Source organism: Paenibacillus sp. DS2015 (assembly GCF_050433705.1).
GTDB lineage: Bacteria > Bacillota > Bacilli > Paenibacillales > Paenibacillaceae > Paenibacillus_AQ.
This window is the reverse complement of record NZ_JBNPWS010000053.1, coordinates 1-15,242: the sequence shown is the minus strand read 5'-3', so window position 1 is coordinate 15,242 and position 15,242 is coordinate 1. Positions and strand designations below refer to the sequence as shown.

General features: G+C 36.8%; 15 protein-coding genes and 1 pseudogene. 4 read left to right on the top strand and 12 right to left on the bottom strand.

The features are described 5' to 3' along the window. The first annotated feature begins 66 nt into the window (after positions 1-66). The 3 genes and pseudogenes from J2T13_RS25465 (at position 67) to J2T13_RS25455 (ending at position 2,338) form a co-directional block, all read left to right on the top strand. Positions 67-762 (top strand): group II intron maturase-specific domain-containing protein, encoded by a 696-nt coding sequence (locus J2T13_RS25465; RefSeq protein WP_429375428.1) that lies wholly within the window; start codon positions 67-69, stop codon positions 760-762. A gap of 68 nt (positions 763-830) precedes the next feature. After that, positions 831-1,313 (top strand): annotated as a pseudogene (locus J2T13_RS25460) (IS3 family transposase); the annotation flags it as partial. A 128-nt stretch (positions 1,314-1,441) separates the two neighbouring features. Next, positions 1,442-2,338 carry a tyrosine-type recombinase/integrase gene (locus J2T13_RS25455; RefSeq protein ID WP_429375426.1) on the top strand — a complete coding sequence of 299 codons (897 nt, stop codon included), beginning with the start codon at positions 1,442-1,444 and terminating at the stop codon, positions 2,336-2,338. Positions 2,339-3,067: 729 nt separating this feature from the next. Here the strand turns inward: J2T13_RS25455 and J2T13_RS25450 are convergent. From J2T13_RS25450 to J2T13_RS25395, 12 genes are all read right to left on the bottom strand, one after another. Then, the gene (locus tag J2T13_RS25450) at positions 3,068-3,946 is read right to left on the bottom strand and encodes a thiopeptide-type bacteriocin biosynthesis protein (RefSeq protein ID WP_429375424.1); all 879 of its coding nucleotides are present in this window, start codon (positions 3,944-3,946) and stop codon (positions 3,068-3,070) included. 26 nt (positions 3,947-3,972) lie between these two features. Next, positions 3,973-6,462 (bottom strand): hypothetical protein, encoded by a 2,490-nt coding sequence (locus J2T13_RS25445; RefSeq protein WP_429375423.1) that lies wholly within the window; start codon positions 6,460-6,462, stop codon positions 3,973-3,975. 42 nt (positions 6,463-6,504) lie between these two features. Further along, a complete protein-coding gene (locus J2T13_RS25440) occupies positions 6,505-7,671 on the bottom strand; it encodes a hypothetical protein (RefSeq protein WP_429375422.1) in 1,167 nt (388 codons plus the stop codon). 286 nt (positions 7,672-7,957) lie between these two features. Next, positions 7,958-8,131, bottom strand: a complete 174-nt coding sequence (locus tag J2T13_RS25435; protein WP_429375420.1) for a thiocillin family RiPP — start codon at positions 8,129-8,131, stop codon at positions 7,958-7,960. A 26-nt stretch (positions 8,132-8,157) separates the two neighbouring features. Then, positions 8,158-8,340, bottom strand: coding sequence for a thiocillin family RiPP (locus J2T13_RS25430; RefSeq protein ID WP_429375419.1), 183 nt, complete (start codon positions 8,338-8,340; stop codon positions 8,158-8,160). A gap of 118 nt (positions 8,341-8,458) precedes the next feature. After that, the gene (locus tag J2T13_RS25425; RefSeq protein ID WP_429375417.1) at positions 8,459-9,115 is read right to left on the bottom strand and encodes a hypothetical protein; all 657 of its coding nucleotides are present in this window, start codon (positions 9,113-9,115) and stop codon (positions 8,459-8,461) included. After that, positions 9,105-10,757 (bottom strand): hypothetical protein, encoded by a 1,653-nt coding sequence (locus J2T13_RS25420; protein WP_429375416.1) that lies wholly within the window; start codon positions 10,755-10,757, stop codon positions 9,105-9,107. Before J2T13_RS25420 ends, J2T13_RS25425 begins: the two co-directional genes overlap by 11 nt. A gap of 3 nt (positions 10,758-10,760) precedes the next feature. Beyond that, positions 10,761-11,390 (bottom strand): TOMM precursor leader peptide-binding protein, encoded by a 630-nt coding sequence (locus tag J2T13_RS25415; RefSeq protein ID WP_429375414.1) that lies wholly within the window; start codon positions 11,388-11,390, stop codon positions 10,761-10,763. A 16-nt stretch (positions 11,391-11,406) separates the two neighbouring features. Next, positions 11,407-12,705: a YcaO-like family protein gene (locus J2T13_RS25410; protein ID WP_429375412.1), complete on the bottom strand. Its 1,299-nt coding sequence runs from the start codon at positions 12,703-12,705 to the stop codon at positions 11,407-11,409. A gap of 3 nt (positions 12,706-12,708) precedes the next feature. After that, positions 12,709-13,461 (bottom strand): ABC transporter permease, encoded by a 753-nt coding sequence (locus J2T13_RS25405; RefSeq protein WP_429375411.1) that lies wholly within the window; start codon positions 13,459-13,461, stop codon positions 12,709-12,711. Beyond that, positions 13,461-14,186 (bottom strand): ABC transporter ATP-binding protein, encoded by a 726-nt coding sequence (locus J2T13_RS25400; RefSeq protein WP_429375409.1) that lies wholly within the window; start codon positions 14,184-14,186, stop codon positions 13,461-13,463. The genes J2T13_RS25405 and J2T13_RS25400 overlap by 1 nt, the downstream gene beginning before the upstream one ends. 88 nt (positions 14,187-14,274) lie before the next feature. After that, positions 14,275-14,454, bottom strand: coding sequence for a hypothetical protein (locus tag J2T13_RS25395; RefSeq protein ID WP_429375408.1), 180 nt, complete (start codon positions 14,452-14,454; stop codon positions 14,275-14,277). Between the two features lie 495 nt (positions 14,455-14,949). Between J2T13_RS25395 and J2T13_RS25390 the strand changes: the two genes are divergently transcribed. Then, on the top strand, positions 14,950-15,242 hold a 293-nt coding region (locus J2T13_RS25390), incomplete at its 3' end, for a terminase gpP N-terminus-related DNA-binding protein (RefSeq protein ID WP_429375406.1).

The following is a 15,242-nucleotide window of genomic DNA, read 5'->3' as shown; positions in this document are numbered from 1 at the left end:
CTGCGACTGGATAATGGGAGCCGGATGAGCCGAGAGGTTCACGTCCGGTTCTGAGAGGGACTAGGGGTGCGATTCCCTTGGTCTACTCACCTTGTGGTCGTCGTCAAAGGAACTAAAGCACATGCGGAAGAAGTGCGTGAAGCATGCCGTGAATTTCTCGAGGATAGACTGAAACTTACGCTGAATATGGAAAAGACAAATATCACACATGTGAATGACGGTTTTGTCTTCCTAGGTCATCGTATCATTCGCAAACGGGGAGCCCGGGGACAAATGCGTCCTGTATCGTCCATTCCATGGGAGAAATACCGTCGATTTACTGAGAAATTAGTCAAGCAACTGTCAGGGAACTACGGCATGAACACGATGGATTTGATTGAAAGTCTTAACCGACAACTTGCAGGATGGGCAAACTTCTATCAATACACCGACCACACAGCGACGATATACAGCAAAGTAGATCGCACGGTGTTCTGGAAACTCGGATACTGGCTGGCAAGAAAGTACAAGCGCGGATTCCGAGAGTTGATGCGAAATTATGTCCGCTCCCCTGAAAAAGGTAAGGCTAAAATCTGGGTGCTTCAAGGACCGAATAGTCGAGGCTTCTATGAGGAACTGGCACTCAAAAGACTTATAACCAGTCGCAAATCTTGGTTCACATGGCGAAGTCCGGCTGAAAATCCATACATTCTACGTCCCGAGAATCCCCGAACAATTGAGTCCTATTATAGCGAAGTCGCCTTTGCTTTGAGCAACACTTAAATGGAGAGCCGGATGCGCTGAGAGGTGCAAGTCCGGTTCGGGAAGGAGAAACAGGGAAATAGTACGACTACGCCCTGTCTCTTACTTCACTCCACGTTCTTAATAAGGGTTGGTGCTATTTAGCTTCGATTCTGGACTTATCTACAAAAAAAATTATTGGTTGGTGTTTCAGTGAAACAATGGATAAAGCCTGTGTGTTATCTGCACTTCATCAAGCTGTATCCACTCAGAAGCCTGCTAAGGGAGTTATCCTCCATTCGGATCGAGGCAGTCAATATACGAGTCATGAGTATCGAAAAGAGCTCAAAGCACTGGGAATAAGGCAATCCTTTTCGGCCAAGGGTTGTCCCTATGATAATGCTCCTATTGAAAGCTTCCATGCCATATTAAAGAAGGAAATGGTCTATCGAACGGTCTTTAGTTCATTTGAAGATGCTCGTACAAGGCTATTCCAATATATAGAAGGTCGCTATAATCGTAATCGTATTCATTCTGCTATTGGGTATAAAACTCCCCAGCAGATGGAAGACTTCTTGTCCTTATCCGCCTAATATAGTCTTTCTTTTTGTGTCCAGTCTATTGACAGAGGTCCATGGTAAATACCTTATTTACAACACCAATACTATTCTGGCTCTTCATTTTTCTCTCCACTTCCCAGATACTCTATCACTTTATTGAAATGATGCCCATTTGCTTCCGAACCATTATTACCACCGATCGACTAGAGGATATTAAGCCTCTTCATATTGTTGATTTTCTTAGTGAACTTGAGAAAGACGGTAGTCGCGGAGATAGAAAGAGCGGAGGACTAGCTTCTGGAACCATTCATTTGCAGCATCGCATATTAAAGAACATCTTTAATCGTGCAGTTGAATGGCAAGTTATTAAGCGTAATCCTGCAGGGGATGTGCAAAAACCGAAGGTTACCTCTAAAGAGGTCATCCCCTATGATGATACGGAAGTTGAACAAATGCTGCAAGCCCTTGTGAAAGAACCATATCACTGGAGAGTTATGATTACTTTGGCACTTACAACCGCTCTGCGTCGAAGCGAGTTGCTCGGACATGAATGGAAGCATATCGACTGGGATAGCGGCGAAATAAAAGTCTCACAAAGCATGATACATGCTCTGAAGGGAAACATAATCGTTAAGCATCCGAAAACAAAAGATTCCAATCGTAATGTTGCTTTACCAAAGTCAATGCTTGAGGAGATGAAGAATTACTACGCTTACCGCTTAAATGAACGTAATGATATGGGCGATGATTGGCGAGGTGGGGATTGGTTTTTCATGTTCTCACATCCTAATGGACAACCTTTCCATCACGAACGGCCCTATCTTTGGTTCAGACAGTTCATTAAGAAAAATAGGTTCCGGTATATCCGGTTTCATGACCTGCGGCATACATCTACTACCATTCTGATTAACCAGGGCGTACATGCCAAAATAATATCGGAGCGACTTGGTCATGGAAGCATTACCACAACAATGAATATCTATGGTCACGCTCTTCGACCAGCTGACCAAGCTGCTGCTGATAAGTTTGAATCGTTATTAAAAAATAAAACTTCCTGACAACAAAGATGACGCACAGGATCAACAATTCCTGGCGTCATCTTTATGTTCTTTTTGGTTGTTCTCCGATCAATTTTTACATCGATTTTACATCAATGCACTTTTCAGTCCTCTGTACTACCGATATTCATGATACTGTTCTACAACTAAAACCCAGCATTTATAAGTGGCTCAACATTCTGTATTATTCTTTATCAATAACGCCACCGACTTCACTTTAGTTGAGTAAGCAGAGTCAACATTTAAAAAATGATGATTATCACCACCATCTACCCCCACTTACTTCAATGCGTTTAGCCAGTATCAGAAGTAATTCCCGATCCAGCTTGTCAAACGAACTAACTTTAGCATTATCAGGAAATGTAAATTTCTGCTATCCTGATCTTTCTGAAGATCGGCTATCTTCAGATAAGCCTCCGCTAATTCGTTCAATTATTTGATGATTCAAAGAGCTGATCCAACTAATTGCCCGCAAATATAATCGTAAAATCAGGCGCAAGCTGGCCTTTCCAAAGAATTACTACTAAATGACTCTACAACGATGACAATGGGGAAAACTCGCTTTCTCTGGGCTCCCTACCACGGAGAACCGGCTGTAAAACAATCGACCAGTCCAATTCGCTCCTTCATCGCACAACAAATACGAACAAGAAGCTAAAGAACGAGCGTCCGTATTTTTGTCGGTACTGCCTAGCAAGCAGGTTATAGTGTGAAAAACGAGTCTTTTTCTTAACTTCCCCTGTTCATTTTCATATTAATTAAAATAGCTGCCAAGTATGCTTCTTCTAGGGGAGTTATTCCTAATCTATTATTCATCATATGTATATAATGAAATAATAACTCCACTTTTGATTTATTTGATATGTTTAACACCTGCTCAGTAGTGGAAGCTACTTGGGAAATATATGTGAGATTTACGATTGGTAGCAATTCAGTCATATCACTTTCAATTGCTATTACCTTTTTTGTAGTTAAGTCTAGAAACTTTTTAGCTAACTGTTGCCCACCAGCAGAATAGTTCGCACCTGTCCAATAAAATAAATAGTGCCGCAAAAATTGAAGTTCATCTTTCTCTTCATGCAGAAATAATGTATCTAACTTTAACTTCATAATTGCCAACCCTAGCAAATAACGATCTATCTGGCCAACTATAATATCTTCTATCCGATCTAATACCAGTTCACTAGAATGCTGAAAGATGTTTTCTGCTTTTACAACTCCTTCAATACCACCATATTTCGAAATTTCCGGTTCATAAACTGCTAACTCAATTGTTCCTGCACTTTCAAAATTCTTATTTATATGATTTTGTTGAATAGGAATTAATGACCTATGAAGAGCCGCATCCATTTTTAGTACACATGTTGTAATTTCTGAAAAATAGCTCTCTAATACATTGGATGCTTGATCTAAATCTTGGATAGAGATTTTAAATCGCACCCTCAAATGAAAACCAGTATAATCAACATAGCGGATAAAAAACCATTTTTCCGGATAAATTTCATGCTGTATAAGTAGTTTACAAGCTGGTGCTACAATCTCCTTTATCATCACATCAATGTGATCACTGCTCTCGCTATATATTTTATAATACAACCATTCATGCATTCTGATCTTCTCCTTAAACATAATCATTAATCATGAATGTGTACCAAGTTCATCCACTCTGATACAAATCGATTACCATTTTCATCTTTAAACTGATGCTCCGACAAATTAGGCAAAGCTTCTTGAATCCACAATCCGCATACAGATTCGTCACTTAATAAATTTCTAAAAAACTCAACACTATAAAAGTTTTTAAAATGTATCCAAATAGGCTTTCCTTCTGGATGACCACTGGCTCCAATGCATGTTACAAATACTTCCTCTGGCAACTGATTTTCCATAATCCATTTGTCTATATTCAATAAAAGTTCTATATCTGATAAATGATTGGGGAATTGAGGGATATCTGTCACACTAATAATCCACTGCTCACGACTTAAAACAACTTTCCCAAACATTTGTCGTGATATATGTTGTATGCCCTCTTTTAAATCAAATGTTTTCCAAGGCTGTGGATTAATGCCATATGGAGTAATAACCTTCCACGGATTAATCATTATAAGAAGTAATTTCATTATCCCTTGCTTAAAATATGCTGGTACAGATCCTACATAAATAGGTGCAACTACTGTCCCTTTAGTATCAACAAATTCAAATACTTCCCCATCTTTGTCCAGCCTTAAACTTATCTCTTCTAATACATGTGTAGCTTTAGGATCAAAAATTTCCCCAATGCCTGTACAATAATATTCTGCAATGCCATAATAACCTTGCAACGCATTCCAATCTCCACCAATAGCTAGTTCCATAGGAATTGCTTCAGGAAAACACAGTCTTATCCAATCTTTAATTGCGGCTTGATAATCACTACCCAGTACCTTGGTAAACCGAGAAACTATGCTACCAATTGTTCCTCCAACTTTATTGATAACTAATCCACATTCTTCATCTTTTAACCCTATGGAACTTCCAGACAATGTTTGATAATAATACATCACTACAGCAGGTGGAACACACTTGCCCGTGCGAGGTAAGTCAACTTTTCCAGATTGCATCATATATTGAAACTTAGACATCAGTTGTTCATCAGAAGCAATCGAACTTAAAAAATCAAGTAATGGTACTTTTGCATACGGATTATATTTACTCTTAAATAAATCAATAAGCACACCGTATTCACTATAAAATTCAAAACTTGGTTTAATATGCGACGTTAGTTTAACTAACTCATTTTGAATCTCTTGTTTTAATGGAGAAATCGGTATATTCGTGCGCACTTCTTCATATATCAAAGTTGCTTTTTCCAGCCATTTTGGAGCAGCACACTCTAATAACCTGAATATTGAAATTAACTCATTTCGTAGTTGAAAAATATGATTTATCCTAACTTGAGCACTGCAATTCATCTCAAGGTTTTGTAAATGTTCAGCCACTTTTCTTAATAATAATTCTAGTTCAAACCAGTTTTCTCTTCTTTGAGTAAATACCCATTCAGCAAACTGCTCAAAAAACGAAGCTCCTTCACCATAAACAGGAGCTATTGGACGAAGCAACTGCAATGTATCACACAACTTTTCCAAATACACACTATGGTTAATATGTTCCAAAAATAATTCATATGAAAATGTTTTATGTTGCAAGCTATCAAGTCTTTTTAGCATATTATTTTGTACAAACGGTTCAACATCGCTCCAATAAAATCCATTTGTATACTTAGATTTAACCGCAAATCTAATAACACCATCTTCACCTTCTGCCTGTGCAGACAAGTTGTAGTTAAAACTATTCCTCCATGATTTGTTATTAGCTAGAGCAGTAATAATATGATAAATTACTGCCCGATTGAGATAGATATTGGAACGGGGTATGTTATTTTGCTCTCTGTTAATTTTATTTTTCATTAAACACTGATCTATATCTTCAGAAGATGGCTCCCAAATTGCATGACCTACTTGTGTAAATGTGCTAAATGGACTTGTCTTCACAACTATACGTTGTAAATAACGGTAGAACGCTCTCATTGTTTTATGAGCTGGCTTATTCCATGGTATCCTCTGATCTAATACTGCCTTTAACATTTCGGGACTTGCTAACGCTAATCCTTGCAACATTTCTCTTAGGTGTACATCATTACTCATTAACCAATCAGTGAAGTTATCAACAACTTGCTGCTTCTCTGAACTAAGTACCTGAAGTAATTTATTATGATTTAGTTGCCAGTCTTTAAAATATGTTATCCACGTTTTTATGCTAATTGCGTCTTCCTTGCTTAAAATAGGATATATCTCTTCGATAATAGCAGGATCTATTAAACCATATCGTTTATTAAAAATATTCCGCTGTAGTTTCAGTACATAACGAACAAGTTGCCTCTGTTCTCCCAATGCTGGAATAGAGTGATGTAATGCTGTTAACACAGCATCTTGTAAATCATCTAATTGTTGCTCTAAAATACGTATTTGTGTTATTACTTGCTGACTGCTATCCAGTATTAATCCACTTAATCGGCTAAGAGGTAGTACGTTTATCCTTGCTAAATTGAACTCAGCAGATATAACTGTTAATTCTGATTGCATAGTAACCTCCTGGATTGATATCTTAGACATAACAATAAAAAATCACGTTACAAATACTCGCCAATATGAGAACAATACAAAGGTAATAAAAAAGAGAATATACAATGTAGCTGTAATACTATAAATTATGTATAGACATCTTTTTTTAAAGGAGAACCGTGACAAATAAATAGGCAGAGGCTGACGTAGCACACTATGCTTTAGTATTTCAAAACTATGCTTTCGCAAATGAACAACGTTAACCCAATTTTCCACAAATCTCAATCCATCACTTGGTAACAACAAGTTGCAGTTAAAAATTAAAATGCTAAACTGTAACATTAAAAAAGTATATAGCACATCACTTATGCTAGGAACTAGCCATACGCAGCTTACTGTCAACAATATAGCCAAACTATCAAACATTGGTCCCGCTAATGCAATGACAGCTCTTTTTTTTCGTCCAAGCAAATGATTATCTGTTACATCAATATAGCCAACAGGAATTATATAGTATAACAAACCAAACCCTATGCTACGAATTTTACCTCCTAAACGCAATGAACACACTGCATGAAAAATCTCATGAATAATAATTTGTATAAACATTAGCGGAATTATCAAGTACCAAAAGTTGGCAGTTTTATAAGACGATGAAAATCTTAGCATAGTAATTATTGCGACGCACAATGAAAATATTGGAATAGAAATAAATAATATCTTCCACATACGGTATGATAGATTAGGAACCAACTTACTGAGTATTTGAAGTATTTGAGGAAAAGAGCCTAATTGAATGAGTTTCAAAAATGGCTTAGGCCTTATTTGTTTAATCGATTTAAGATTTACAAATTCATTAGCACTGTTAGATGAATCTAACGTATTATTACGAATAATTACTTGACAAGTTAACATATGTTGTAAAAACTGTATTACTAGTTGTTTGGTCTCATTAGATATTATTTGTTTTTGAGATAGAGCAAATAATATAATTTCCTCTATTCCAATATTAGAGCACTCGCGGATTTTATCCAAAATATCCTTCGATAACTTTCCAATTTTATAGTACTTCATTGTGGTTGCTTGATAGACGATAAACTCCTCATCCACCTCATAAATATCTATATCTGGAGCAAGAGATATATCCCAAGAGAGCATATCTGATATATCAGCTTGTTGATTGGGTGCCGTTAAAATTTTCCCCTCAAATAGTCCTCCCATGCTACTCAACTTCTTCAACTCCCATCATAAATTAGGATTTTTATCCTAAATAAACTGACTTACAATCTCATAGGCTAGTGGATAGGATTCATATTCATATTTCTGAACGCACTCGGATTCGTTAATCAAGTGATAGGACAGGTTAATTATGAACTATCAACCAAACAATACCACGGTCAAACACATCAATGTTGCTCATAAGTATGAGAATTTAGAACATTGATTCAACTAATTAGTATCTAGCTAAGCCAATGTTCTAAATTCAATGCAACTACTTCAATAAACTAGTTAATGATTATCCAATACTACTAAAAGACCCTGCAGTGCCAAAACAAGTTCCAAAACTTGCAGCTGTTCCAAAACAAGCTGCGCAAGCCTGTGGAGATACGACTCCTGAATAGTTCAGCTCATCTTTCAACTCTTCAGCGTACAATTCCATCGAAACATACTTTTCATCATCGATAATCATTTCTACTACCTCCTAAAATAAGTTTACTAGCCGCTTGCGCAACCGCCGGTCGATGCTGTTCCAAAACAACTGCCTGCTGATGCAAAACAAGCCAAAGTTCCAAAACAAGAATTAATACCAACATCAGAATAATTCATTTCTGAAGATAATTCTTCAGAATAGAGTTCCAACTCCTCATTCATTGATTTCGCATATTTTTCTTGTAACATGTTCTCCCCCCCTTTTTTCAGATTGACCCTTATTTCTACACAAAAATATTATAAAGATACCCGATATGGGTGGGTCTACAAATTTAAGAAGTCCTAAAGCTATATTAACTTCAACTTACTACCGTTTACCGAAACAATAAGCAAACATCTGTGCTTTTGTAAATCCATCAATATCCGTAAACATTCTTAATGTTCTTGGCAATAATCCCGCAAATACTGTCCCTTCATAACCACGGCTAAGCGAATGTAACCACATATTATGAGCAACCATGCCCGCGATTGTTAATAAGTTTGTATAACCAGTCACACCGCAGGTAGCGGTTCGATCAGCTATTTTCCCAACATAAAATACGACAACAGCAGCATTAGCAAATTCTTTCTGTAACATGAGTTGTTCTTGTGTCAAATGTTGAGGAATATCAGCAACTTCTTGAATATAATTTTGCGAATAAGAATACCGATATACTTTTTGCGATGAAAATGCTTCATCATTGTGCGTATTGACGCGATTAATCAGTAAGTACTGCTCAAGTAAAGACGTGCCTGCAATTTGTTCTATAAATTTCTCATTATTAATTAGCATCTGAACTAAGTCGTCATATTCAACATCCTTTTCTTTGTCAAAAAAGCTAACTGACTCTCGTTCATCAAGAACTTTCCTCCAACTTCTCAAAGAGCCAAATGCATCAAAATTACTGTTATCTCCAGATGGATTGTTCCATACATTGAAGCATTCTTCTTTTATTAATTCTTGTACTATATTATTAGGGTTCAAGATACCCACCCCCCATAACGGAAACAATAGTTGGTTGTTCATATAAACTATCTAGATGAAGAATGCTACTAATTACCTGATTTGACCATTGGCTAGCTACTTCTAACTTCAAGCCAGTATTATACGCAGTATATCTACCTTGAGTAAATGCTACTCCTGCATCTAGATGAATAATCTTGTATGCAAATTGATGATACTTAGATGCTACTTTCCCATATAAACCAACTTGTATAATATATCCACATGCATGTTCGTCATGTGGCAAGCATGATAAAAGCTGCGTCGCCATATCATCATCACCTAAACATTCCAGTACATGATTCTTCGGACCGTACAAGTAGACTCCTTTTTTCAAATTAGGAATAGAATTAATGACAATATATAAATCTACTGAACCTAAATTTCCACCAGTTGGAGACCACCGTTTTGGACGATTATTTATCTGCTTGTGTTTCCAACCAGCCATATATCGCCATACTTCACTCCACTTTTTCAGCAACGAATCCTCTTCACAGTTATCTAAGTTAATCTGTAGAGCACTTGGATAGGACGTAGACAATGACGCCAATTCAAGATTAATTGGCTTGTAGTGATTTTGATGATCCTTCGGATTTAAATGATGTGCTGAAGAAAATGCAATATGATCCTCAAATCGTGCAACCAAAAGCTGCTCATTACTAGCTGTACTTTGACATCCACATAAGTTACATGCAGGCAACTTCATCATCTCAATAAATCCTTGCTCCATAGTAGTAGTATGAAATGACTGAACACCACGCAAAAAAGGTGTGGAAGTTAATCGACTTCTCCAATTTACAATGTCAATTGCTACACTTGACATCGCCATTTGCATAGCTCCTAGTGACATGTTAACAGACCCATCATCAGTATTAGCTATAGGCCATTGTTGCTCAAAACATTCCACACACAACGTCTCATAATTTTCAAAATGAGGCCCTAGATACACTGTTTCCTTAAATATCGTTATAAGCAGCCATGGAACACCATGCTTATAGCAAAATCTACCGAATGATAACAACTCGTCACGAGTTGTATACTCATTCTGAATATAAACGGCAATAGGTCTATCTACTACTAATAACTCTGGTAATTCTGAGCACATTCGTAAGGGGATTGGATACAATGCAAGCAATTCTGCTAGTTGTTTGCGATTCATATCTGAACTTACATCTGAATATAAGCATACTTCTCTTTCCTGCAATCGGTGAATACAGTCTCGTATACTACTATTTACTCGTGTATGGTCAATATGTCTTTGTATAAACTGTAAGTACGGGTTATCTTGATGCTCTATATCAGCTGTACCATCAAACAGTAATCCTCTCATATAAAGTAGTGCTAATGCATTATAAATAAAATGTTGCGGAAATTCTGGTAATAACTCACAAATTTGAGAGAATGTATTTTTCCCATCTAACTGTTCCAACAATCTAGGCAAAAATGTTTCACTAGCTTTTCCACGTATTAGTTGTTTTTCTGCAGAACCTTCAAAATATAGACCTTGCTCCTTTATCGGAATAACCACAACGCAATCCGATACTTGCGGGCAATTAGGAAATTGAAATTGCAAATCCGTTGAGACTGCTCTTCCCATCTCTCTAGCATGCATAACCTGAGCCATCAGTCACACCTCCTCAGCTATTAGCCCATTCTCAATTCTTAAATGTTGCGCTAAACCAAGATACCCTCTTGTGGCCTCATCGCGTTGTAATCCACAACGTGGACAATTATGCACTCCGGTAACGCTACTACAATTCAATTCTCTCGTCACTTCATTTAATAGGAAAAACTTACCTTGAAATAATTCTGGAGATTCAACTATTTTTTTCAATAAACTACCAATTAATATAACATCTGCCGGGTGATAACCTTGGACTCCTTCTATTTGCTGATCGTTATAATGCTGCTGGACACTACGGGTAAGTTCTGCATTAGGATGATGTTGCATAATACGCTGATGATAGCAATGATAACATCCCTCATTACCTGGTATGATCACTGGTCCAACTACTAACAAGGGACTATCCAATATAACAGGTATGAATGGAATACTCTGCTTATGCACCTCCACATCTAGTTGGCGCAATAAAGAGATACTTTGATAATTAGCAATGAATAAAACGCCTGATAAATTAGAGGGAATTAAAAGTTCGCATTCATTTTTCAACACCACGTGATTTGATTGAATTCCTGAATCATTCAAAAATTTCCATATTGCATCTCCGAATTTACCAATCGAAAAAATTTGCCACATTAGCCCCTTCTCCTTCCTATGCAAATGGTTGAGGATATGTTGTAATTTGCGCCTCCGTTCGCAGTCCATAACCCATTTTTTCAACAGCTTTGTACAGACGGTTCGTACCAAGGAATCTTGCACGATGCGAAAAAGAAAGCGGCTGCAAAGTTGGGATAATAACACGCACTGCTTTCATCCCTGCACGTTCTGATTCATCTGTTGAAAGATCAACCGCAAAAATTTCGTGACCCAAACTTTCCAAATGTTTAATTAAGAATTGTAAATCCAACTTGTCACTGCCTGTCTCCAAATTTTTCATACTTGAATATTCCTGCATTTCTACAGACTCAACTAAAAAATCAAACGCTTGACTATTTTCTGGTAATCCCATATAAGTCGCACCATCAATCACATTAATGAACTCGTCCACTTCTTTAGCAGGTGGTTGATTATTTTGTAAGGCAGCCCGACAAGAAGCTCCTTCTCTCATAATTTTTGTTAATGCTATTTCTGGATTAAGTTCGGTTGTACACATTACCATATTAGCAAGTTGTTTATTATGTTTGGTGCGCTGCACTGCATAAATTGTCGGTATACCTAAATCTGTAGTAGCATTAAAATAGTAATTGTTAGCATAGAAAAATTGCTCATTTTTCTGACTATAACGATGAACCTCTTCAGTTATATTTCCATTAAACTGAAGCTTAGGTAAAGGTAACTGATGTAACCATGTTAACGCTATAGCATCGCGCTCAATAACTTCTAAAATGCCATTAATAAGAGCTTTTTCATAGGATACATGAGAAGCACAACCTGTTGAAATTGGTAGCCAAAAACGCTCTGCGTCACTTTGATATGGAATGAATAAGTAAACCATGATAGATGGAATCCAAACCAAGCGATTGGTAGTTAATGAAACCCCACGCACCCATCTTATTTTTTCATTATATAAAGGCGGTCTTCTTATGGGACAGCGCGGATGTTCTAATTCTAATTCCGAGCACATAGGAATGTTTTGTAAATCAAGCGCTTCATTACCTAGTTCCAGAGGCGATGCTAATATAAATTGACGTTCATCATAAACACATGAACAATATCGTTCTAATGTTTCTGCTATGCATTTTGTACGTGCCATCTCATCGTCAACATCCCCTCCTGCACCTGTAACCTCCATCTTTTTTCCGAAATTATTACCACTCAGCAATGTAATTGCATTTAAATCTCCAAGCATTGATGAAAATGTGGGAAATTTAGGATCTCCGTGAGAATGTAACACTCTTTGAGGAACAGACATTAATTTACCGATACCACACAACTCTTCTAACGTCTTCATTCGCTACTTCACCTCCAAATTCCATTTAAATGTTTTTACACTAACTATCATGAATATCAGCCCTGTACCTATAACAATGAGCAAATTTACAAACAACGGAAACGTTAACGTATCTTTAAAAACTACTTGCTGTAAAGCTTGATTTAAATAGGAAAACGGATTAAATTGTGATACTGTCTTCATAAAACCTTTGACATTAGGCAACATGCCGCCAGCACCACTAAACATATAGATAAAGACAATAATAAATCCACCCCATGTGCCTGCTGCCTCTACACTGTTGAAAAATGTACTAAGCAATATACCAAACGTAAATATCATAAACATTCCTAAGAAAACCACTACAAATAATAAAAATAATTGAGAAATATGAATTGACCCTAACATTAAAAGTATTCCGATTAATATAATTACCCATACTAAGCCATATATCATTCTTAACAACAGCATAGAGAATATAAATTCCCTTTTCTTCAATGGAGTTAGCTCAAATAACGCCATCGTGCCATTTTTTTTAATTTCCACAAGAGGTTGCATTATTGCAAATACAGCAATTTGCAACAATATGAATACAAGTAAGCCAGGAAGCATGAACACAAAAGCAGATATACCATTTATATCTCCAACCTGTGCACCTATTAATGCAAATAATCCAATAAAGAATATAGGAAAAAAATTCATAAAAAACATTGTTTTCACATCCCTAACTGTCTCCCTAAACCCTGCTTTAAACACATTTTTGAAAGATTCACTCATTAATCCCATCCCTCCGCCACTAAGTTACCTGTTAATGAAACAAAGGCATCTTCTAATGTCTTTGTTTGCTGTCTAGTTATAATCTGTTGAGGGCTATTTTGCACAATGATATGCTTGTCATGTAATATAGCTACTTCGTCACATAACTGTTCTGCCTCTTCCATATAGTGAGTAGTTAAGAGAATTGTTCTGCCTTGATCACGTAAATCGCGAATAACTGACCATAATGATCTGCGTACTTGTGGATCGAGACCGGCTGTCGGCTCATCCAAAATTAATAACTTCGGATCACCTATCATTGTTACTGCTAACAATACCCTCTGTTTCTGTCCACCTGATAAATGATTGATTCGCTTGTTACTTATTTGATCTAAACCTAATTGACTCATCACTTGCTCAACAGGCAATGGATTAGGATATAAGCTAGCAAACAACGTTAGTGTTTCAAATATAGTCTGCCGAGGCAATAATGCCGAATTCTGCGGTTGTAATCCAACGTGATACTTAATCGTGTCGTTAACCGATTCAACTTTTTTATCTAAGATAGTTACTTGACCGCTATCTTTTTTTCTGATACCAATCATCGTTTCGATCAATGATGTTTTTCCCGCACCATTTCTTCCAAGAATACCGAAAACAGTTCCACTCTTAACCTTTAGGCAAATTTGGTCTAGTACAAGATGTTCGCCATAGGATTTACACATATTGTTTACTTCAATAGTCATTTCAAATCCCCTTCGTAAATATCCAATTAATAAATGCTAGTCTTGCCATACGTTTCCACACGCATGACAAAACTAGTACCAAAATTAATTACCAGCTCATTGTCATTGCTGATGTAAGCGTAGATGGTGCACATGAGCAGCCACCAGTTGATACTGAACTCATCGTTGAAGCTTCTAGGCCATTAGCACTTACTGTAAACTGGGCGATATCCGGCAATTCTTCCGCAAATAACTCATAATCCAAATGAATAGCATTTTTTTCAATCATCTTCTTTTTCCACCTTTCTCTGTCATAATTGCTAACTAGTCTCATTGCCTATCAAACAACTATAGCTAACAATTAGACTTTGCTAGATTTTTTTCGTTCACTTATAATGTGTCAAAAAATCAGTGCAAGTGGACATATACTCCTAAAAAATATAGTTATTCCATATTTTTCTCTATTTAGATAATATGAATAAGGTTGTACGAAATCCCCCATTCTTGTAAAAATGGTAGTATTATGTATTTATACATGAATTTATTTGTTTTTGCGTTCTGCTTGTCAATGCGGATATCCTTTTCAGTCGATTGATAGATAACTATACCTCTCCACTCCATTAAAAAGTTTTTTTATGAGACCAAAATACACAAAATATTATGAGGATTCTGAGAAAACTTATTCGATGCTATTGATTGTGAACATCAATTGTAAAATACCTAATATCAGCAGTTGAAAATTCCCCATAATTAGCCGACATACTCTCCGAGGGGAGAGAAATATATGGTCAAGAATGGGGAATTTTTTGTGATCAAGGAAATGTACTTGAAAGGAATGTATGTCACACATATTGCTGAAGAATTAGGAAGAGATCCGAAGACGATACGAAAATGGTTGGAGCAAGATGAACCTCAGCGTTATCAACGTACAAACAAAAGAATTGGTAAGCTGGATGCATATAAGAACTATGTAAGTCTGCGTATGGAAGATGGTTGTCTAAACGCAGTGGTCATATACGACGAGATCAAGGCAAAAGGATACATCGGAAGCATTACCACCCTTCGTTACTTTATGAG